The organism is Enterobacter sp. BNK-34 (assembly GCF_048684445.1).
In the GTDB taxonomy this organism is placed as follows: Bacteria; Pseudomonadota; Gammaproteobacteria; order Enterobacterales; family Enterobacteriaceae; genus Enterobacter; species Enterobacter pseudoroggenkampii.
In genome coordinates, this window is sequence record NZ_JBLQUA010000001.1 from 2,554,665 (window position 1) to 2,576,570 (window position 21,906).

Sequence of the window (21,906 nt, forward strand, 5' to 3'; positions counted from 1 at the left end):
CCTTTTAAACCAGGCCGAACAGCGTCAACAGCAGGTCGATAACCTTGATACCGACGAAGGGCACCACCAGCCCGCCCAGGCCGTAAATCCACAGGTTACGGCGCAGCATGGCGGCCGCCGTGAGCGGCTTGTAGCTCACGCCCTTCAGCGCCAGCGGGATCAGGAAGACAATAATCAGGGCGTTAAAGATGACTGCGCTCAGAATGGCCGAGGCCGGAGAGTGCAGGTGCATCACGTTCAGGGCGTTTAACTGCGGATAGGTCGCGGCAAACGCGGCCGGAATGATGGCGAAATACTTCGCCACGTCGTTGGCGATGCTGAACGTGGTCAGCGACCCGCGCGTCATCAGCATCTGCTTGCCGATGTGTACCACTTCGATCAGCTTGGTCGGGTTAGAGTCGAGGTCGACCATATTGCCCGCCTCTTTTGCCGCCTGGGTACCTGAGTTCATTGCCACCGCCACGTCGGCCTGCGCCAGGGCAGGGGCATCGTTGGTCCCGTCCCCCGTCATCGCCACCAGACGGCCTTCCGCCTGATACTGACGAATCAGCGCCAGCTTGGCTTCCGGTGTGGCTTCGGAAAGGAAATCATCCACGCCCGCTTCGGCTGCAATCGCCGCGGCGGTAAGACGGTTATCCCCGGTGATCATTACCGTTTTGATCCCCATCTTACGCAGCTGGGCAAAGCGCTCCTTGATGCCGCCTTTGACGATATCCTTCAGCGCAATTACCCCCAGCACATGGGCTCCTTCGGCCACCACCAGCGGCGTCGCCCCCTGACGGGCCACGCTTTCGACCAGGCTGTCCACTTCCGGCGGGAAGTGACCGTTGTTAGCCTCGATGTGGCGGCGGATGGCGTCAACCGAGCCTTTACGGATCATGCGATCCTGAATGTTAATGCCGCTCATGCGGGTTTGCGCCGTGAAGGGCACGAACGTGGCGTGCAGGCTCTGAACGTCGCGCTGGCGCAGGTTAAAGCGCTGCTTGGCGAGGATCACGATACTGCGGCCTTCCGGGGTTTCATCGGCAAGGGATGAGAGCTGCGCGGCATCTGCCAGCGTTTTTTCATCCACGCCCGGGGCGGGTAAGAAATCTGACGCCTGACGGTTGCCGAGGGTGATGGTCCCGGTTTTATCCAGCAGCAAGACGTCCACGTCACCGGCGGCTTCCACCGCACGCCCGCTGGTGGCGATAACGTTGGCACCGAGCATACGGCTCATGCCGGCCACGCCGATGGCCGACAGCAGGCCGCCAATGGTGGTTGGGATCAGACAAACCAGCAGCGCCACCAGTACCGTGACGGTGACCGCGGTACCGCCATAGGCAGAGAATGGCCACAGCGTCGCGGTTGCCAGCAGGAAGACGATGGTCAGGGCCACCAGCAGGATGGTCAGGGCAATTTCGTTTGGCGTTTTACGACGCTGGGCGCCTTCCACCATGGCGATCATCCGGTCGAGGAAGGTTTCACCCGGGTTAACGCTGCACTGTATCACCAGCCAGTCGGAAAGAATGCGCGTCCCGCCCGTCACGGAGGCGAAATCGCCGCCGGACTCACGGATCACCGGCGCAGATTCGCCGGTGATGGCGCTTTCATCCACCGATGCTCCCCCTTCAATGACTTCGCCGTCGCAAGGGATGATGTCACCGGCTTCCACCAGCACCACATCGCCTTTACGCAGTTCATCCGCCGGAACGTGGTCCATCTGCGCGCCGTATTTCGGTTCACGTAGCTTGCGCGCGAAGGCGGTTTTTTTCACCCCTTTCAGGCTGTTGGCCTGGGCTTTACTCCGGCCTTCCGCCAGCGCTTCCGCAAAGTTGGCGAACAGCACGGTAAACCACAGCCACAGGCTGATGGCACCGGTAAACATCGCATTCCCCGGCATGTGGCCCGTTCCCATGGCAATCGCCAGGCCGGTGGTCAGGACGCTTCCCGCCCAGACAATAAACATCACCGGGTTGTGCCACTGCACGCGCGGGCTCAGCTTTTTCACCGCATCCATGAGCGCCTGACGAACTAATGACGGTTCGAACAGGGCCAGTTGTTTACGACTCATGACAATTTCTCCGCAAAATCAGCGTAAAGAAAGGTATTCCGCGACCGGGCCTAACGCGAGGGCGGGGATAAAGGTCAGGGCGCCGACCAGTAACACGGTGCCCGTCAGCAGGCCGATAAACAGCGCGCCGTGGGTCGGTAACGTCCCGGTGGTGGTCGGTTGGATTTTTTTGTTCACCAGCGATCCGGCTATCGCCATAACCGGCACGATGATCCCGAAACGACCCACGAACATGCAGAACGCCAGCAGGCAGTTCCAGAACGGTGAGTTGGCGCTTAAGCCTGCAAAGGCGCTGCCGTTGTTGTTGGCGGCAGAGGAGACGGCATACAGCACTTCACTAAAACCGTGAATGCCAGGGTTAAAGATGCCGCTGCGTCCGGCCTCGGTCATCAGGGCCAGCGCGGTGCCGAGCAGCACAAGCGCCGGGGTGACCAGAATCGCCAGCGCGGTTAATTTCATCTCGCGGACGTCGATTTTTTTACCCAGATATTCCGGGGTGCGGCCAATCATCAGACCTGCAATAAACACCGCCAGCAGCACGAACAGCAGCATGCCGTACAGACCAGAGCCTACGCCGCCAAACACCACCTCGCCAATCTGCATCAGCCACATCGGGATCATGCCACCCAGCGCCGTAAAGGAATCGTGCATGGCGTTGACCGCCCCGCACGAGGCAGCCGTGGTGACCACCGCATACAGGCTGCTGGCAAGAATGCCAAAGCGGCTCTCTTTACCTTCCATGTTGATTGCGCTGTCGGCACCCAGTGTCAGGAAGTGCGGATTACCCTGCCATTCGGCCCACATCACCAGCGCAACACAGACCACGAAGATAAGCGACATGGTCCAGAGCAGGGTGCGCCCCTGACGGCGATCGTTGACTACGTCTCCAAAGGCAAAGCAGAGCGCGGCGGGGATCAGGAAAATCGCCAGCATCTGCACAAAATTGGTCAGAGCGGTAGGGTTTTCAAACGGATGCGAGGAGTTGGCGTTGAAGAAGCCCCCGCCGTTCGTCCCGAGCATTTTGATGGCTTCCTGCGACGCCACCGGCCCCATCGGCAGGAGCTGTTTTGCGCCTTCCAGCGAGGTATAAGGCGTGTAAGGCATCAGGTTTTGCAGGGTGCCCTGCTGAATAAAGAACAGCGCGATCAGCAGCGCAATCGGCAGCAGGATCCACAGCGTAATGCGCGTCAGATCCACCCACGCGTTACCCAGCGTGCTCACTTTCTGGCGCGCAAACGCACGCGTCAGCGCGAAGATCACCGCAATACCGCTCGCGGCAGAGAGGAAGTTCTGCACGGTTAACCCGACCATCTGGCTGAAGTAGCTGAGCGTGGTTTCACCGGAATAGGACTGCCAGTTGGTGTTGGTGACAAAACTGACAGCCGTGTTCAGCGCAAGATGCCAGGACAGGCCCGGTAATTGTTGCGGATTCAGCGGCAGAATGCCCTGCAACATCAGCATGGCAAAAAGCGCAATGAGCCCAACAATATTCAGCAGCAGAATGGCGATCAGATAGTCACGCCAGTTCATCTCCCGATCGTCTATTCCCAGTACGCGCCAGATCCCTTTTTCAACGCTTCCCGTGCCGGGCAGGGGAACGTTATTGATTAGCCGTGCCAGCCCCGAGCCCAGCGGCCTTGCCAGGACGAACAACACCACTAAGAAACTGGCAATAAGCAAAAACGCCTGAGCAGCCATCAGAATGCCTCCGCATTAATCAGGGCATAAACCAAATAACCCAATAACAGGAACACCAGCACGATGCCGGCAATAAGACCTGCACTCACAATCCACCTCCGGGTGACTTTTGTTGTTGTGCTAACGGTAGGATTTATGGCGCAAAGATTTCGCAAAAATGAGAAGGGCGGGTGTAAAAAAAGTATAAAAATGGCAAAGCCCACAATTTAACTATTGATAAGTAAATCGTTAACTTTTTTGTAACTTAATTACGGTGTGAGTGTAAATTTTTGCTAAACGGACGAAAATAAGTGGTCGGATGAGTAGTAAAATTACAAACAAAGCGATATTATTTTAGCCAGGTCACAGATTTTGAATTTTCCGGATGACGTTTCCGGCCAACTATAGGGGAGAAAAATATGGATCTTTATAAAGAGTATCCGGCTCATATCGTGTTCATGCGCCGCGCTTTCGCCGTAGTGGCTGGCGTGCTGGCTCTGCCGGTGATGCTGTTCTGGAAAGATCGTGCACGTTTTTATAGCTATCTGCACCGCGTCTGGGCGAAAACCAGCGAGAAGCCGGTATGGATGGATCAGGCCGAGAAAGCGACCTGCGACTTCTACTAAGACTACACACAGCAATAAAAAAACCGCCAACAGTAATGTGGCGGTTTTTTTGTCCCTCGGGATTCGCGGTCCGTTGGGTGGTCTTCCAGCCCCTACCCGGGATTTTTATCATCCCCTCCTGTAAGCAGATGGCAATCCCTCGAAGCCTTTATAAAATCCTAATAAGTGATGAGCCGATCGGGTTTGTTGCTTTAACCACGATCTCGCAGGACAAGTAGCGTTAAGGCCGCCTCGGGCGGCCTTTTTTATTTCATCCCGTCTACACTTCATGGCAAAGTAGTTCAATGCATGCTTTTTCCTTTTACGGCATGCCCTTACGGACATAATGGACAATAGCCTGGAGTTTTATGCCCACCCATCTGGTTTGGTTTCGCGCGGATCTGCGCGTACATGACAACATCGCCCTCGCGGCGGCCTGCCGCGCCAAAGACGCTAACGTACTGGCTCTGTTTGTGGCTACGCCCGGGCAGTGGCGGCAGCATGATATGGCTCCCCGCCAGGCGGCCTTGCTGCGTGCGTATCTGACCGAACTGCAGCATTCGCTTGCCGGAAAAGGCATACCGCTTCTCTATAAAGAGGTGAGTGATTTTGCCGCACAGCTGCGGACGGTGCAGGAGACCTGTAAGCAGCACAACGTTACGCATCTTTTTTACAACTATCAGTACGAATTCAACGAGCAGCAGCGCGACCGTCAGCTGGAGAAGGAGCTGCAGGATGTGGTCTGTGAAGGATTTGATGACAGCGTGATGCTGGCGCCGGGCAGCGTGATGACCGGCAACCGTGAGATGTATAAAGTTTTCACTCCGTTTAAAAATGCCTTTATCAAACGTCTGAAAGAGGCGTTGCCGGAGTGCGTTGCCGCGCCTGCCGCGAGGGGCGAACCCCTGAAGGACCTGTCTGAACTGACGTTCGATTATCCTCAGCAGCCGTTTGATAAAGCGCTGTTCCCCGCCGATGAGAAAGCGGCCATCGCCCAACTGCGCCAGTTCTGCAAACAGGATGCGGCCAACTACGACGCGCGTCGGGATTTTCCCGCCATCGAGGGCACCAGCCGCCTGTCGGCCTGTCTGGCACTGGGCGCGATCTCTCCTCGCCAGTGTTTACATCGTCTGCTGGCGGAGCAGCCGCAGGCGCTGGAGGGCGGCGCTGGGTCCGTCTGGCTGAATGAACTGATCTGGCGTGAGTTTTATCGCCATCTGATGACGTATCATCCCGATCTCTGTAAGCATCGTCCGTTCATTCCCTGGACCGACAACGTAAAATGGCAGCACGACGAGGCACTTTTACAGGCCTGGCAAAAAGGGCTGACGGGCTATCCGATAGTCGATGCCGCGATGCGTCAGCTCAATGAGACGGGGTGGATGCACAACCGCCTGCGAATGATTACCGCCAGCTTTCTGGTGAAGGATCTGCTTATCGACTGGCGTATCGGAGAGCGCTATTTTATCTCTCAGCTGATCGATGGCGATCTTGCCGCGAATAACGGCGGCTGGCAGTGGGCAGCCTCAACGGGCACCGATGCGGTTCCCTATTTCCGGATTTTTAATCCAACCACTCAGGGACAAAAATTTGATGAGGACGGCGAGTTTATCCGCCGCTGGGTCCCTGAACTTAAAGAGATACCGGCTAAAGCGATCCACGAACCGTGGGCATGGGCGGATAAACAGCGTGTAAAACTGAATTATCCCCGTCCGATTGTCGATCATAAACAGGCGCGTGTCGCCACGCTGGCTGCGTACGAAGCGGCCCGCAAAGCATAAGAGAGTGATGATGAAAAACAGCGAACTGGAACGCCTGATTAACGAAAAACTGAATAGTGCCTCCTTCAGCGATTACGGCCCGAACGGGCTCCAGGTCGAAGGACGTGAAACGGTGCAAAAAATTATCACCGGCGTCACGGCAAGCCAGGCGCTGCTGGACGAGGCGGTCCGTCAGAACGCTGATGCGGTGATTGTCCATCACGGTTACTTCTGGAAAAACGAATCGCCGATTATTCGCGGCATGAAGCGCAACCGCCTGAAAACGCTGCTGGCAAATGACATTAACCTGTACGGTTACCACCTGCCGCTGGATGCGCACCCGGAGCTCGGCAACAACGTCCAGCTGGCGCAGCTACTGGGCATTACCGTGATGGGGGAGATTGAGCCGCTGGTGCCGTGGGGCGAACTGGCGATGCCGGTTCCGGGGCTGGAGCTGGCCTCGTGGATTGAAGCGCGCCTGGGGCGTCGTCCGCTATGGAGCGGTGATACCGGCCCGGATACGGTCAAGCGTGTGGCCTGGTGTACCGGTGGCGGGCAGGGCTTTATCGACAGCGCCGCGCGTTTTGGTGTCGATGCTTTTATCACCGGCGAGGTGTCCGAGCAGACGATTCATTCGGCGCGTGAGCAGGGGCTGCATTTTTACGCGGCAGGCCATCATGCCACCGAGCGCGGCGGCATTCGCGCCCTCAGCGAGTGGCTGACGGAAAACACCGATCTGGATGTGACTTTTATTGATATCCCTAACCCGGCCTGATGAGAGGTGCCTGAGTGCAGCGAGCGCGTTGTTATCTTCTGGGAGAAACGGCAGTGGTTCTGGAGCTCGAGCCGCCGGTGACCCTTGCCACGCAAAAACGTATCTGGCGGCTAACCCAGCGTCTGGTCGATCTGCCGGAAGTGGTTGAAGCCATTCCGGGGATGAATAACATCACCGTGGTGCTGCGTAGCCCGCATACGCTGGCGCTGGATGCCATCGAACGTTTGCAGCGCTGGTGGGAAGAGAGTGAGGCGCTGGAGCCGGAATCGCGTGCCATCGAGATCCCGGTCGTGTATGGCGGCCCGGGGGGACCGGATCTCGGCGTGGTGGCAGACCACTGTGGTTTAACAGCAAAGCAGGTTGTTGAGCTGCACAGCTCGGTTGACTACGTGGTCTGGTTCCTGGGCTTTCAGCCCGGATTCCCGTATCTGGGTGGATTATCCCCTCAGCTGCATACGCCACGTCGTGCCGAACCGCGCCTGAGCGTACCGGCGGGGACGGTGGCTATCGGCGGCGAGCAGACCGGCGTTTATCCGCTGACATCGCCCGGCGGCTGGCAGCTTATTGGGCATACCGCCACACCGTTATTTGACCCGGGGCTGGAGACGCCAATACTCCTGCGTCCCGGCGATACCCTTCGCTTTATCCCGCAGAAGGAGGGGGTATGTTAACGCTTATTCGCGCCGGGCTTTATACCTCCGTACAGGATGCGGGCCGCTTTGGTATGCGCCAGTCTGGCGTGAGCTATTGTGGCGCGCTGGACAGGCCTGCGCTGGAGATTGCTAACGTGCTGGTGGGCAACCCCGGCAATACGGCCGCGCTCGAAATTACGCTCGGTCAGTGCGTCATTGAGTTTAGTCAGGAGACCTGGTTTGCCTTAACCGGCGCAGGGTGTGACGCGACGCTGGATGGCAAAGCGGTCTGGACCGGCTGGCGTCTGCGGGCGAAAGCCGGACAGCGTCTGACCTTAAAGCGTCCTTTGCACGGTGTACGTAGCTATCTCGCGGTGGCGGGCGGCATCGACGTGCCGGAGGTGCTGGGCTCATCCAGTACCGATCAGAAAGCCGGGATCGGCGGTCATGAAGGGCGTTTGCTGCGCGACGGCGATCGGCTGGCAATCAAGCCCTCGGCACGCCATTTCTCGACCGCGCAGGGCGTAAAACAGCTGCTGTGGGGAAACCAGATCCGCGCCTTACCGGGGCCGGAATATCATGAGTTTGACGAGGCTTCCAAAGAGTCCTTCTGGCGCTCGCCGTGGAAGCTTAGCCCGCAGAGTAACCGCATGGGCTACCGTCTTCAGGGGCAGCCGCTGATCCGGACGACCGACAGGGAACTGCTCTCCCACGGTTTATTGCCGGGGATCATTCAGGTTCCAGGCAACGGGCAACCGATCGTGTTAATGAACGACGCGCAGACGACCGGCGGTTACCCGCGAATTGCCTGCATCATTGAAGCCGATCGCTACCATCTGGCGCAAATTCCTCTCGGCCAGCCGATTCACTTCGTGCAGTGTTCACTGGAAGAGGCGCTGAAGGCGCGGCAGGATCAGCAGCGTTATCTCGAACAGCTGGCGTGGAGGCTTGATGGTAAAGATTGATTTGAATGCCGATCTGGGCGAGGGCAGCAGCGCCGATGCGGCGCTGATGACGCTTGTCACCTCAGTCAACATCGCCTGTGGCTTTCACGCGGGCGATGCGCAAACCATGCTGGAGAGCGTGCGTAATGCCATCAAAAACGGCGTCGCGATTGGCGCTCATCCGAGCTTCCCTGACCGGGAAAACTTTGGCCGCACGGCGATGGATCTGCCGCCGGATACGGTCTACGCTCAGGTGCTCTACCAGATCGGCGCGCTGGAGGCGATGGTACGCGCTGAGAACGGTGTCATGCGCCACGTGAAGCCGCACGGCATGCTCTATAACCAGGCGGCAAAAGAACCGGCGCTGGCGGAAGCGATTGCTCGCGCGGTACGCGATTGTAACCCGCAGCTGATCCTTGTGGGGCTGGCAGGCAGCGAGCTTATTCGCGCCGGCGAGCTTCTGGGGTTAACCACGCGGCAGGAGGTCTTTGCCGACCGGGGTTATCAACCCGATGGCAGTCTTGTACCGCGTACACAAGCTGGTGCGTTGATAACGGACGAAGGTCAAGCGCTGGCGCAGACGCTGGAGATGGTGCGCGCCGGGCGGGTGACCGCCGTGGATGGCACACAGGCAAACGTTCAGGCTGATACGGTGTGTTTACACGGCGACGGCGAGCATGCGCTCCAGTTCGCGCGCCGCTTGCGGGCGGCGTTCTCTGAAGAGGGCATTCTGGTCAGCGCAGAATAATCATGAAAGGACAATAACATGCCAGAAGGTCCGGAGATCCGCCGCGCGGCGGATAGCCTGGAGGCGGCGATAAAGGGCAAACCGTTGACGCATGTCTGGTTTGCTTTTCCTCAGCTAAAACCGTTTGAATCACAGCTGGTGGGGCAGACGGTGACCCATATTGAAACGCGCGGCAAAGCGTTGCTCACGCATTTTTCCCATAACCTGACGTTATATAGCCATAACCAGCTTTACGGCGTCTGGCGCGTGGTGGAGGCGGAGGAGCAGCCCCAAACCACCCGCGTGCTGCGCGTCAGGCTGCAAACGGCGGATAAAGCGATCCTGCTTTACAGCGCGTCGGATATCGAAATGTTAACGCCGGAGCAGCTGCTGACGCACCCGTTTCTGCAGCGGGTCGGGCCGGACGTGCTGGACATGCGCCTGATGGCGAGCGATGTGAAGGCCCGGCTGTTATCACCTAAATTCCGTAACCGGCAGTTTTCCGGCCTGTTCCTTGACCAGGCGTTTTTGGCCGGGCTCGGCAACTACCTGCGGGTGGAGATCCTCTGGGAAGTCGGGCTGGCGCCGCAGCACAAAGCGTCTCAGCTGAATGATGAACAGCTGGAGGCGTTATCCCACGCGCTGCTGGATATTCCGCGGCTGTCGTACAACACGCGCGGCGTGGTGGATGAGAACAAGCATCACGGGGCGCTGTTCCGGTTCAAGGCGTTTCATCGGGAGGGGAAAATGTGCGAGCGATGCGGCGGGATTATCGACAAGATTATGCTCTCTTCGAGACCCTTTTACTGGTGCCCGCACTGCCAGAAATAAAAGCAAAACGGCAACGAAAGTTGCCGTTTTTAATGTTTTCTCCCTCTCCCTGTGGGAGAGGGCCGGGGTGAGGGCATCAGGCCGCACCCAACGTCTGTTAGCGCTTAATATCAGACTTAAAATCACGCTGCTCGTAGCCGGTATACAGCTGACGAGGACGGGCAATTTTCATGCCTTCGCTGTGCATTTCGTTCCAGTGCGCAATCCAGCCTACGGTACGGGCCATGGCGAAGATGACGGTGAACATGGAAGACGGAATGCCCATCGCTTTCAGAATAATGCCAGAGTAGAAATCGACGTTCGGGTAGAGTTTCTTCTCGATGAAGTACGGGTCGTTCAGCGCGATGTGTTCCAGCTCCATCGCCACTTCCAGCAGGTCATCTTTGGTACCCAGCTCTTTCAGCACTTCGTGGCAGGTCTCACGCATGACGGTGGCGCGCGGGTCGTAGTTTTTGTAAACACGGTGACCGAAGCCCATCAGGCGGAAGGAGTCATTCTTGTCTTTCGCACGACGCACGAACTCAGGAATGTGCTCAACGGTGCTGATCTCTTCCAGCATCTTCAGTGCCGCTTCGTTCGCGCCGCCGTGCGCCGGTCCCCACAGGGAGGCGATACCCGCAGCGATACAGGCGAATGGGTTCGCGCCTGAAGAGCCCGCGGTACGGACGGTAGAGGTAGAGGCGTTCTGTTCGTGGTCAGCGTGCAGGATCAGAATACGGTCCATCGCACGTTCCAGTACCGGGTTCACTTCGTACTCTTCGCACGGCGTGGAGAACATCATGCGCAGGAAGTTACCCGCGTAGGAGAGGTCGTTGCGCGGATACACAAACGGCTGGCCGATGGAGTATTTGTAGCACATCGCCGCCATGGTAGGCATTTTGGACAGCAGGCGGAACGCCGCGATATCACGGTGACGCGGGTTATTCACGTCAAGGGAGTCGTGGTAGAACGCCGCCAGCGCACCGGTAATCCCGCACATCACCGCCATTGGGTGAGAGTCACGACGGAACGCATGGAACAGACGGGTAATCTGCTCATGGATCATGGTGTGACGGGTCACGGTGGTTTTGAATTCATCGTACTGGGCCTGCGTCGGTTTTTCGCCGTTCAGCAGGATGTAGCACACTTCCAGATAGTTGGATTCGGTGGCTAACTGATCGATGGGGAAGCCGCGATGGAGCAGGATACCTTCGTCACCGTCAATGTAGGTGATTTTGGATTCGCAAGATGCGGTAGAGGTAAATCCAGGGTCAAAGGTGAACACACCTTTAGAACCCAGCGTACGGATATCAATAACATCCTGACCGAGCGTGCCTTTTAGCACATCCAGTTCAATAGCAGTGTCACCATTTAGGGTGAGCGTTGCCTTTGTATCAGCCATTTACGGTCTCCTTAGCGCCTTATGCTTAAGACTGCGCTTCACCGGATTTGCTTTCAGCTGTAAATCACCGTTACCAGATTGTTATTTGGCTTACCGCTCAGCTCACGAGGACAAACCAGGGTACAGAGCTATGGCGCCTTGCAGGTAAACGAATGAAATATCAGTGAAACAACAGCAAATCAGCGTTTTTGCAGTCCGAATTATTCAAACCTGTATATCACTAATAACTGTCCTGATAACTTCGGTCAATACCATCACACTGTTACATAACTATTTGTCAGGTGAAAGTGAGACCTCATAACTTTTGCGCATTATATGCCTTTTCTGATGACGTTTGTAACAATATTGTTTAACATTTGTCAAATCAGATGATTAAAAATTAAAAAGATGTTGTTATCGTGACCCTGATCACTGTTCCAGAGAAAACCCGACAAACTGTATGTAGGTTAATTGTAATGATTTTGTGAACGGCCTATACTGCCGCCAGGTCTCCGGAACACCCTGCAATCCCGAGCCACCCAGCGTTGTAACGTGTCGTTTTAGCATCTGGAAGCAATGTTTTGCATGACGCGCAGTTATAGAAAAGGAACGCTGCTTGACCCGCATCGCAGTCCGGAGGAAGGAAACAATAAGAACAGCATGTGGGCGTTATTCATGATAAGAAATGTGAAAAAACAAAGACCTGTCAATCTGGATCTCAAAACGATCCGGTTCCCTGTAACAGCAATAGCGTCCATTCTGCACCGTGTTTCTGGTGTGATTACGTTTGTGGCGGTCGGTATTTTGCTGTGGTTACTGGGCACCAGCCTCTCTTCCCCTGAAGGATTCCTCCAGGCCTCTGCCATCATGAACAGCTTCTTCGTGAAATTCATCATGTGGGGCATTCTGACCGCGCTGGCGTACCACGTCGTCGTGGGTGTTCGCCATATGCTGATGGACTTTGGCTATCTGGAAGAAACGTTCGAAGCCGGGAAACGCTCCGCTAACATTTCATTTGTGATTACAGTCGTGCTTTCACTTCTCGCAGGAGTTCTCGTATGGTAAGCAACGCCTCCGCATTAGGACGCAACGGCGTACATGACTTCATCCTGGTCCGTGCTACCGCCATCGTTCTCACCCTTTACATCATCTATATGATCGGTTTCTTCGCGACCAGCGGCACGCTGACGTGGGAAATCTGGAGTGGGTTCTTCGGATCCGCCTTCACCAAAGTGTTCACCCTGCTGGCTCTGTTCTCCATCCTTATTCATGCCTGGATTGGTATGTGGCAGGTGTTGACCGATTACGTTAAACCGCTGGCGATTCGCCTCCCGCTGCAGCTGGCCATTGTGGTTGCACTGGTGGTTTACGTTATTTATGGATTCGTTGTGGTGTGGGGTGTGTAATGAAACTGCCAGTCAGAGAATTTGATGCTGTTGTGATTGGTGCCGGTGGCGCAGGTATGCGTGCCGCACTGCAAATTTCCCAGAGCGGCCAGACCTGTGCGCTGCTCTCTAAAGTTTTCCCGACCCGTTCCCACACCGTGTCTGCGCAGGGTGGTATCACCGTTGCGCTGGGTAACTCCCATGAAGACAACTGGGAATGGCACATGTATGACACGGTAAAAGGTTCCGACTACATCGGCGACCAGGATGCCATCGAATATATGTGTAAAACCGGCCCGGAAGCGATTCTGGAGCTGGACCATATGGGTCTGCCGTTCTCCCGTCTGGAAAACGGCACTATCTATCAGCGTCCGTTTGGCGGCCAGTCGAAAAACTTCGGCGGCGAGCAGGCGGCACGTACCGCGGCGGCGGCTGACCGTACCGGTCATGCGCTGCTGCACACCCTGTATCAGCAGAACCTGAAAAACCACACCACCATCTTCTCCGAGTGGTATGCGCTGGATCTGGTGAAAAACGCCGATGGCGCAATTGTTGGTTGTACCGCGCTGTGCATCGAAACCGGTGAAGTGGTTTACTTCAAAGCCCGCGCGACCGTGCTGGCGACCGGCGGCGCAGGCCGTATTTATCAGTCCACCACTAACGCCCACATTAACACCGGTGACGGTGTCGGTATGGCTATCCGCGCGGGCGTGCCGGTGCAGGATATGGAGATGTGGCAGTTCCACCCAACCGGTATCGCCGGTGCGGGCGTTCTGGTAACAGAAGGTTGCCGCGGTGAAGGTGGTTACCTGCTGAACAAACACGGCGAGCGCTTTATGGAGCGTTATGCCCCGAATGCGAAAGACCTTGCGGGTCGTGACGTGGTGGCGCGTTCCATCATGATCGAAATCCGAGAAGGCCGCGGCTGTGATGGCCCATGGGGTCCACACGCGAAGCTGAAACTCGACCATCTGGGTAAAGAAGTGCTGGAATCCCGTCTGCCGGGCATCCTGGAACTCTCCCGCACCTTTGCACACGTCGACCCGGTGAAAGAGCCGATTCCGGTTATCCCAACCTGCCACTACATGATGGGCGGTATTCCGACCAAAGTGACCGGTCAGGCGCTGACCGTGAACGAGCAGGGCGAAGACGTGGTTATTCCTGGCCTGTTCGCGGTAGGCGAAATTGCCTGCGTATCCGTACACGGCGCAAACCGTCTGGGCGGTAACTCCCTGCTGGACCTGGTAGTGTTTGGTCGCGCAGTGGGTCTGCATCTGCAGGAATCTATTGCCGAGCAGGGCGCGCTGCGTGATGCAACCGACGACGAAATTGATGCCTCTCTTGAGCGCCTCAACCGCTGGAACGGTAACCGTAACGGCGAAGATCCGGTGGAGATCCGTAAAGCGTTGCAGGAATGCATGCAGCACAACTTCTCGGTATTCCGTGAAGGCGATGCGATGGCCAAAGGCCTTGAGCAGCTGAAAGCTATCCGCGAGCGTCTGAAAAATGCCCGTCTGGACGACACCTCCAGCGAGTTCAACACCCAGCGCGTTGAGTGCCTGGAGCTGGATAACCTGATGGAAACCGCGTTCGCGACGGCGATGTCGGCAAACTTCCGTACCGAAAGCCGTGGCGCGCATAGCCGCTTCGACTTCCCGGAGCGTGATGACGAAAACTGGCTGTGCCATTCCCTGTATCTGCCAGAGTCGGAAACCATGACGCGTCGTAGCGTCAATATGGAACCGAAACTGCGTCCGGCGTTCCCGCCGAAGATTCGTACTTACTAATGCGGAGACAGGATAATGAAACTCGAATTCTCAGTTTATCGTTATAACCCGGATGTTGATGACGCTCCGCGCATGCAGGACTACACCCTGGAAGCGGAAGAAGGTCGCGACATGATGCTGCTGGATGCCTTAATCCAGCTGAAAGAAAAAGATCCAACGCTGTCGTTCCGCCGCTCCTGCCGTGAAGGGGTTTGTGGCTCTGACGGGGTGAACATGAACGGCAAAAATGGTCTGGCCTGCATCACGCCAATTTCAGCGTTGCAACGTCCTGGTCAGAAAATTGTTATTCGTCCTCTGCCAGGCCTGCCGGTTGTGCGTGATTTGGTGGTAGACATGGGGCAATTCTATGCACAATATGAGAAGATTAAGCCTTACTTATTGAATAATGGGCAAAATCCACCCGCTCGCGAGCACTTACAGTCTCCAGAGCAGCGTGAAAAACTCGATGGGTTGTACGAGTGTATTCTCTGCGCATGCTGTTCAACGTCCTGCCCGTCGTTCTGGTGGAACCCGGACAAGTTTATCGGCCCGGCCGGTCTGCTGGCTGCCTATCGCTTCCTGATCGATAGCCGCGACACCGAAACCGACAGCCGTCTGGAAGGACTGAGTGACGCTTTCAGCGTATTCCGCTGCCATAGCATCATGAACTGCGTCAGTGTGTGTCCGAAGGGGCTGAACCCGACGCGCGCCATCGGCCATATTAAGTCGATGCTGCTGCAGCGCAGTGCGTAAGTAGTGAGAGGGGAGCGCTGTTCCCCTCACCCTGACCCTCTCCCAAAGGGAGAGGGAACAGATTGCAGAAACCTTTAAAAACTGCCCTGTACTACCCTGAAGTCCAGACAGTTTCTAAAGGTTCCTTCGCGGGCCAAATGAAAAGAGCTCGCAGGTGAACCCCGGCACGTACACGCGGTGTGCGTGGTAGTTTCTACGGCGAAAGTAAGCATAAAAATGCTTAAGGGATCACGATGCAGAACGGCGCAATGAAAGCCTGGCTGGACTCTTCTTACCTCTCTGGTGCGAACCAGAGCTGGATAGAACAGCTCTATGAAGACTTCTTAACCGATCCTGACTCAGTGGACGCAAACTGGCGTTCCATGTTCCAGCAGTTGCCTGGCACAGGGGTCAAACCGGATCAATTCCATTCCAAAACACGTGATTATTTCCGTCGTCTGGCGAAGGATGCCTCACGTTACTCTTCTGCGATTTCCGACCCTGACACCAATGCGAAGCAGGTTAAAGTCCTGCAGCTTATCAACGCTTATCGCTTCCGCGGTCACCAGCATGCGAATCTCGATCCGCTGGGACTGTGGAAACAAGACCGTGTGGCCGATCTCGATCCGGCGTATCACGATCTGACCGAGGCCGATTTCCAGGAAAGCTTTAACGTAGGTTCCTTTGCCATCGGCAAAGACACGATGAAGCTGGGCGATCTGATTGACGCGCTCAAGCAAACCTACTGCGGCTCCATCGGCGCGGAATATATGCACATTACCTCTACCGAAGAGAAACGCTGGATCCAGCAGCGCATCGAATCCGTAGCGGGCCACGCGACCTTCTCGGCTGACGAGAAAAAACGCTTCCTGAACGAACTGACCGCAGCGGAAGGACTTGAGCGCTATCTGGGCGCGAAATTCCCGGGCGCAAAACGCTTCTCGCTGGAAGGCGGCGACGCGCTGGTGCCGATGCTGAAAGAGCTGATTCGTCACGCAGGCAAGAGCGGTACCCGTGAAGTGGTACTGGGTATGGCGCACCGCGGTCGTCTGAACGTACTGGTCAACGTGCTGGGTAAAAAACCACAGGACCTGTTCGACGAATTCGCGGGCAAACATAAAGAACACCTCGGCACCGGCGACGTGAAGTACCACATGGGCTTCTCGTCTGATATCGAAACCGAAGGCGGTCTGGTTCACCTGGCGCTGGCGTTTAACCCGTCACACCTGGAAATCGTCAGCCCGGTGGTTATCGGTTCCGTACGTGCGCGTCTGGATCGTCTGGACGAGCCAAGCAGCAATAAAGTGCTGCCAATCACCATCCACGGTGATGCGGCGGTAACAGGGCAGGGCGTGGTTCAGGAAACCCTGAACATGTCGAAAGCGCGTGGTTATGAAGTGGGCGGTACCGTTCGCATCGTGATCAACAACCAGGTGGGCTTCACCACCTCTAACCCGCTGGATGCGCGTTCTACCCCGTACTGCACCGACATCGGTAAGATGGTACAGGCGCCGATCTTCCACGTTAACGCGGATGACCCGGAAGCCGTTGCTTTCGTTACCCGTCTGGCGCTGGACTTCCGTAATACCTTTAAACGCGATGTGTTCATTGACCTCTTCTGCTACCGCCGTCACGGCCACAACGAAGCGGATGAGCCAAGTGCAACCCAGCCGCTGATGTACCAGAAAATCAAAAAACACCCGACCCCGCGCAAAATCTATGCTGACAAGCTGGAGAGCGACAAAGTGGCGACGCTGGAAGATGCGACCGAAATGGTCAACCTCTACCGCGACGCGCTGGATGCGGGTGAATGCGTGGTGAAAGAGCTGCGTCCGATGAACATGCACTCCTTTACCTGGTCTCCGTACCTCAACCACGAGTGGGATGAGAGCTACCCGAACAAGGTTGAGATGAAGCGCCTGCAGGAGCTGGCTAAACGCATCAGCACCGTACCGGACGCTATCGAGATGCAGTCTCGCGTGCAGAAAATCTACGCTGACCGTCAGTCCATGGCGGCAGGCGAGAAACTGTTCGACTGGGGCGGCGCGGAAACGCTGGCTTACGCAACGCTGGTTGACGAAGGCATTCCTGTTCGTCTGTCCGGTGAAGATGCGGGCCGTGGGACCTTCTTCCACCGTCACGCGGTTGTTCACAACCAGTCCAACGGTTCAACCTACACCCCGCTGCAGCACGTGCACAACGGTCAGGGCCAGTTCAAGGTCTGGGACTCCGTGCTGTCTGAAGAAGCGGTACTGGCCTTCGAATATGGCTACGCCACCGCTGAACCACGCACCCTGACCATCTGGGAAGCGCAGTTCGGTGACTTCGCCAACGGTGCGCAGGTGGTTATCGACCAGTTCATCTCCTCCGGCGAGCAGAAGTGGGGCCGTATGTGTGGCCTGGTAATGCTGCTGCCGCACGGTTATGAAGGACAGGGTCCGGAGCACTCCTCCGCGCGTCTGGAACGTTATCTGCAGCTCTGCGCCGAGCAGAACATGCAGGTCTGCGTGCCGTCCACCCCGGCTCAGGTGTACCACATGCTGCGTCGTCAGGCGCTGCGCGGTATGCGTCGTCCGCTGGTGGTGATGTCGCCGAAATCCCTGCTGCGTCATCCGCTGGCGGTGTCCAGCCTGGAAGAACTGGCGAACGGTACCTTCCAGCCGGCCATTGGCGAAATTGACGAGCTGGATCCGCAGGGCGTGAAGCGCGTGGTGATGTGTTCTGGTAAGGTTTATTACGACCTGCTGGAACAGCGCCGCAAGAACGATCAGAAAGATGTCGCCATCGTGCGTATCGAACAGCTTTATCCGTTCCCGCATCAGGCGATGCAGGAAGTGCTGAAACAATATGCTCACGTACATGATTTTGTCTGGTGCCAGGAAGAGCCGCTCAACCAGGGCGCATGGTACTGCAGCCAGCATCATTTCCGTGAAGTGATTCCATTTGGGTCAGCCCTGCGTTATGCAGGTCGCCCGGCCTCCGCCTCTCCGGCGGTAGGGTATATGTCCGTTCACCAGAAGCAGCAACAAGATCTGGTCAATGACGCGCTGAACGTCGATTAATTAAAGGATACAAAATGAGTAGCGTAGATATTCTTGTTCCCGACCTGCCTGAATCCGTAGCAGATGCGACCGTCGCTACCTGGCACAAAAAACCAGGCGATGCCGTTAAGCGCGATGAAGTGCTGGTAGAAATCGAAACTGACAAAGTGGTACTGGAAGTACCGGCTTCGGCGGATGGCGTTCTGGACGCGGTGCTGGAAGATGAAGGTACCACCGTCACCTCTCGTCAGATCCTGGGTCGCCTGCGTGAAGGCAACAGCGCGGGCAAAGAGTCCAGCGCGAAGTCTGAAGAGAAAGCCTCTACGCCGGCTCAGCGCCAGCAGGCTTCTCTGGAAGAACAGTCTAACGACGCCCTCAGCCCGGCGATCCGTCGCCTGCTGGCTGAACACAGCCTCGACCCGGCAGCCATCAAAGGCACCGGTGTAGGCGGACGTCTGACCCGCGAAGACATCGACAAACACCTGGCGAAAGCGCCTGCTCAGGCAGAAGCGAAAGCCCCTGCGGCAGCGCCAGCAGCTCAGCCTGCTCTGGGCGCCCGCAGCGAAAAACGCGTGCCGATGACTCGCCTGCGTAAGCGCGTGGCCGAGCGTCTGCTGGAAGCGAAAAACTCCACCGCGATGCTGACCACCTTCAACGAAGTGAACATGAAGCCAATCATGGACCTGCGTAAGCAGTACGGTGACGCGTTTGAAAAACGTCACGGTATCCGTCTGGGCTTTATGTCCTTCTACGTGAAAGCGGTAGTTGAAGCGCTGAAACGCTACCCGGAAGTGAACGCGTCTATCGATGGCGATGACGTGGTTTACCACAACTATTTCGACGTCAGCATGGCGGTTTCTACCCCACGTGGCCTGGTAACACCGGTTCTGCGTGATGTGGATACCCTGGGTATGGCTGATATCGAGAAAAACATTAAAGAGCTGGCTGTTAAAGGCCGCGACGGCAAGCTGACCGTAGACGATCTGACCGGCGGTAACTTCACCATTACCAACGGCGGCGTATTCGGCTCGCTGATGTCTACCCCGATCATTAACCCGCCGCAGAGCGCGATCCTGGGTATGCATGCCATTAAAGATCGCCCGATGGCGGTAGACGGTAAAGTTGAGATCCTGCCGATGATGTATCTGGCGCTCTCTTACGACCACCGCCTGATCGACGGCCGCGAGTCCGTGGGCTTCCTGGTAGCGATTAAAGAGCTGCTGGAAGATCCAACGCGTCTGCTGCTGGACGTCTAGTGACTATTTAGCATCACCTGCCCTGTAGGCCGGATAAGCGTAGCGCCATCCGGCACACAGACTGCGCCGGTCTACAGGTTTGAAGATAACGATTACCCTGAAGGATGGATAGAACACATGAACTTACATGAATATCAGGCCAAACAGCTGTTTGCCCGGTATGGCTTACCGGCTCCGGTGGGTTATGCCTGTACTACCCCGCGTGAAGCAGAAGAAGCTGCATCTAAAATCGGTTCCGGCCCGTGGGTAGTTAAGTGTCAGGTTCACGCTGGTGGCCGTGGTAAAGCGGGCGGTGTGAAGGTTGTTAAGAGTAAAGAAGAGATTCGTGCGTTTGCTGAACATTGGCTCGGCAAGCGTCTGGTGACCTACCAGACAGACGCGAACGGCCAGCCGGTTAACCAGATCCTGGTTGAAGCGGCGACCGACATCGCGAAAGAACTGTACCTGGGCGCGGTTGTTGACCGTAGCTCCCGTCGCGTGGTGTTCATGGCGTCTACCGAAGGCGGCGTTGAAATCGAAAAAGTGGCGGAAGAGACCCCGCACCTGATCCACAAAGTGGCTATCGATCCGCTGGCGGGCCCAATGCCTTACCAGGGTCGCGAGCTGGCGTTCAAACTGGGTCTGGAAGGTAAACTGGTTCAGCAGTTCACCAAGATCTTCATGGGTCTGGCAACCATCTTCCTGGAGCGCGATCTGGCGCTGATCGAGATTAACCCGCTGGTGATCACCACCCAGGGCGACCTGATCTGCCTCGACGGCAAGCTGGGCGCTGACGGTAACGCGCTGTTCCGCCAGCCGGATCTGCGCGAAATGCGCGATCAGTCTCAGGAAGATCCGCGTGAAGCGCAGGCTGCACAGTGGGAGCTGAACTACGTGGCGCTGGACGGCAACATCGGCTGCATGGTTAACGGTGCGGGCCTGGCGATGGGCACCATGGACATCGTTAAGCTGCACGGCGGTGAGCCAGCAAACTTCCTCGACGTGGGCGGTGGCGCAACCAAAGAGCGCGTAACCGAAGCGTTCAAAATCATTCTCTCCGACGACAACGTGAAGGCCGTTCTGGTTAACATCTTCGGCGGTATCGTCCGTTGCGACCTGATCGCCGACGGTATCATCGGTGCGGTAGAAGAAGTGGGTGTTAACGTTCCGGTTGTTGTACGTCTGGAAGGTAACAACGCTGAACTCGGCGCGAAAAAACTGGCTGACAGCGGCCTGAATATTATTGCAGCGAAAAGTCTGACGGATGCAGCTCAGCAGGTTGTTGCCGCAGTGGAGGGGAAATAATGTCAGTTTTAATTAATAAAGATACCAAGGTTATCTGCCAGGGCTTCACCGGTAGCCAGGGGACTTTCCACTCCGAACAGGCGATTGCCTACGGTACGCAGATGGTTGGCGGCGTAACGCCAGGTAAAGGCGGCACCACCCACCTGGGCCTGCCGGTGTTCAACACCGTGCGTGAAGCCGTAGAAGCGACGGGCGCAACCGCGACCGTGATCTACGTTCCGGCGCCGTTCTGCAAAGACTCCATTCTGGAAGCGATCGACGCAGGCATCAAGCTGATCATCACTATCACAGAAGGCATCCCGACGCTGGATATGCTGACCGTGAAGGTGAAGCTGGATGAAGCAGGCGTGCGTATGATCGGCCCGAACTGCCCAGGCGTTATCACCCCAGGCGAATGCAAAATCGGCATCATGCCGGGCCACATTCACAAGCCGGGCAAAGTGGGCATCGTGTCCCGTTCCGGTACCCTGACCTATGAAGCCGTTAAGCAAACCACCGACTACGGCTTCGGCCAGTCCACCTGCGTGGGCATCGGCGGTGACCCGATCCCGGGCTCTAACTTCATCGACATCCTGAAGCTGTTCCAGGAAGATCCACAGACCGAAGCGATCGTGATGATCGGTGAGATCGGTGGTAGCGCGGAAGAAGAAGCGGCTGCTTACATCAAAGAACACGTGACCAAGCCAGTTGTGGGTTACATCGCGGGTGTGACTGCGCCGAAAGGCAAGCGTATGGGTCACGCAGGCGCGATCATCGCCGGTGGTAAGGGTACGGCTGATGAGAAATTCGCAGCGCTGGAAGCCGCAGGCGTGAAAACCGTTCGCAGCCTGGCGGATATCGGCGAAGCACTGAAATCCATCATTAAGTAAGTCCTCTCTGCTCCCCGAAAGGGGGGCGTTGCAGTATAAAAATGTCCGTTTCGACATGGTTGGCCGCTGTAAAGCGGCCTTTTTTATTGCCTGCCGGGCGTCATGCAATAGTCACAAACAGGTGTTAATTAGAGAGGATGTAAAAGTAAAATAATTGTTATTTATTTGCCTTAAAGAGAGCAGATGGAAAAAAACGAAAAACCCACTAA

General features: G+C 56.6%; 19 protein-coding genes. 15 read left to right on the plus strand and 4 right to left on the minus strand.

Annotated features, from left to right (window positions below; translation table 11 throughout):
* Positions 1-4 precede the first annotated feature (4 nt).
* From kdpB to kdpF, 3 genes are read right to left on the minus strand one after another with little or no spacing between them, the layout of a single operon-like run.
* The gene (gene kdpB / locus ACMGG5_RS12470; protein WP_024908809.1) at positions 5-2,053 is read right to left on the minus strand and encodes a potassium-transporting ATPase subunit KdpB; all 2,049 of its coding nucleotides are present in this window, start codon (positions 2,051-2,053) and stop codon (positions 5-7) included.
* 18 nt (positions 2,054-2,071) lie between these two features.
* Complete coding sequence (gene kdpA, locus ACMGG5_RS12475) at positions 2,072-3,751, minus strand: potassium-transporting ATPase subunit KdpA (RefSeq protein WP_090417779.1); 1,680 nt, start codon at positions 3,749-3,751, stop codon at positions 2,072-2,074.
* Entirely contained in the window at positions 3,751-3,840 is a 90-nt protein-coding gene (gene kdpF, locus ACMGG5_RS12480) for a K(+)-transporting ATPase subunit F (RefSeq protein ID WP_014069365.1), read from the minus strand. Before kdpF ends, kdpA begins: the two co-directional genes overlap by 1 nt.
* Positions 3,841-4,149: 309 nt before the next feature.
* Between kdpF and ACMGG5_RS12485 the strand changes: the two genes are divergently transcribed.
* The 7 genes from ACMGG5_RS12485 to nei all read left to right on the plus strand — a co-directional run bounded on the left by ACMGG5_RS12485 (position 4,150) and on the right by nei (position 10,004).
* A complete protein-coding gene (locus tag ACMGG5_RS12485; protein ID WP_013097552.1) occupies positions 4,150-4,356 on the plus strand; it encodes a YbfA family protein in 207 nt (68 codons plus the stop codon).
* 347 nt (positions 4,357-4,703) lie between these two features.
* Positions 4,704-6,116 (plus strand): deoxyribodipyrimidine photo-lyase, encoded by a 1,413-nt coding sequence (phrB, locus tag ACMGG5_RS12490; protein WP_420277927.1) that lies wholly within the window; start codon positions 4,704-4,706, stop codon positions 6,114-6,116.
* A gap of 10 nt (positions 6,117-6,126) precedes the next feature.
* Complete coding sequence (locus tag ACMGG5_RS12495) at positions 6,127-6,870, plus strand: type 2 GTP cyclohydrolase I (RefSeq protein WP_024908806.1); 744 nt, start codon at positions 6,127-6,129, stop codon at positions 6,868-6,870.
* 14 nt (positions 6,871-6,884) lie between these two features.
* Positions 6,885-7,541: a 5-oxoprolinase subunit PxpB gene (pxpB, locus tag ACMGG5_RS12500; RefSeq protein WP_420277928.1), complete on the plus strand. Its 657-nt coding sequence runs from the start codon at positions 6,885-6,887 to the stop codon at positions 7,539-7,541.
* Positions 7,535-8,467 (plus strand): 5-oxoprolinase subunit PxpC, encoded by a 933-nt coding sequence (gene pxpC, locus ACMGG5_RS12505; protein ID WP_420277929.1) that lies wholly within the window; start codon positions 7,535-7,537, stop codon positions 8,465-8,467. Before pxpB ends, pxpC begins: the two co-directional genes overlap by 7 nt.
* Entirely contained in the window at positions 8,454-9,194 is a 741-nt protein-coding gene (gene pxpA, locus ACMGG5_RS12510; protein WP_420277930.1) for a 5-oxoprolinase subunit PxpA, read from the plus strand. The genes pxpC and pxpA overlap by 14 nt, the downstream gene beginning before the upstream one ends.
* Positions 9,195-9,212: 18 nt before the next feature.
* Positions 9,213-10,004 (plus strand): endonuclease VIII, encoded by a 792-nt coding sequence (gene nei / locus ACMGG5_RS12515; protein WP_148769309.1) that lies wholly within the window; start codon positions 9,213-9,215, stop codon positions 10,002-10,004.
* 97 nt (positions 10,005-10,101) lie between these two features.
* Here the strand turns inward: nei and ACMGG5_RS12520 are convergent, their stop codons facing one another.
* The gene (locus ACMGG5_RS12520) at positions 10,102-11,385 is read right to left on the minus strand and encodes a citrate synthase (RefSeq protein WP_023334930.1); all 1,284 of its coding nucleotides are present in this window, start codon (positions 11,383-11,385) and stop codon (positions 10,102-10,104) included.
* Positions 11,386-12,024: 639 nt separating this feature from the next.
* Here ACMGG5_RS12520 and sdhC point away from each other — a divergent pair.
* From sdhC to sucD, 8 genes are all read left to right on the plus strand, one after another.
* Positions 12,025-12,429: a succinate dehydrogenase cytochrome b556 subunit gene (gene sdhC, locus ACMGG5_RS12525; protein ID WP_020684965.1), complete on the plus strand. Its 405-nt coding sequence runs from the start codon at positions 12,025-12,027 to the stop codon at positions 12,427-12,429.
* On the plus strand, positions 12,423-12,770 hold the full coding sequence (gene sdhD, locus ACMGG5_RS12530) for a succinate dehydrogenase membrane anchor subunit (protein WP_008501088.1): 348 nt from the start codon (positions 12,423-12,425) through the stop codon (positions 12,768-12,770). Before sdhC ends, sdhD begins: the two co-directional genes overlap by 7 nt.
* Positions 12,770-14,536, plus strand: coding sequence for a succinate dehydrogenase flavoprotein subunit (gene sdhA, locus ACMGG5_RS12535; RefSeq protein WP_024908800.1), 1,767 nt, complete (start codon positions 12,770-12,772; stop codon positions 14,534-14,536). The genes sdhD and sdhA overlap by 1 nt, the downstream gene beginning before the upstream one ends.
* A gap of 15 nt (positions 14,537-14,551) precedes the next feature.
* Entirely contained in the window at positions 14,552-15,268 is a 717-nt protein-coding gene (gene sdhB, locus ACMGG5_RS12540) for a succinate dehydrogenase iron-sulfur subunit SdhB (RefSeq protein WP_008501090.1), read from the plus strand.
* A 233-nt stretch (positions 15,269-15,501) separates the two neighbouring features.
* A complete protein-coding gene (gene sucA / locus ACMGG5_RS12545; protein WP_032649515.1) occupies positions 15,502-18,309 on the plus strand; it encodes a 2-oxoglutarate dehydrogenase E1 component in 2,808 nt (935 codons plus the stop codon).
* Positions 18,310-18,323: 14 nt separating this feature from the next.
* Positions 18,324-19,544, plus strand: a complete 1,221-nt coding sequence (gene odhB, locus ACMGG5_RS12550; RefSeq protein WP_008501093.1) for a 2-oxoglutarate dehydrogenase complex dihydrolipoyllysine-residue succinyltransferase — start codon at positions 18,324-18,326, stop codon at positions 19,542-19,544.
* 117 nt (positions 19,545-19,661) lie between these two features.
* Positions 19,662-20,828, plus strand: a complete 1,167-nt coding sequence (gene sucC / locus ACMGG5_RS12555) for an ADP-forming succinate--CoA ligase subunit beta (protein ID WP_006809579.1) — start codon at positions 19,662-19,664, stop codon at positions 20,826-20,828.
* A complete protein-coding gene (sucD, locus tag ACMGG5_RS12560) occupies positions 20,828-21,697 on the plus strand; it encodes a succinate--CoA ligase subunit alpha (protein ID WP_008501094.1) in 870 nt (289 codons plus the stop codon). The genes sucC and sucD overlap by 1 nt, the downstream gene beginning before the upstream one ends.
* Positions 21,698-21,906 lie beyond the last annotated feature (209 nt).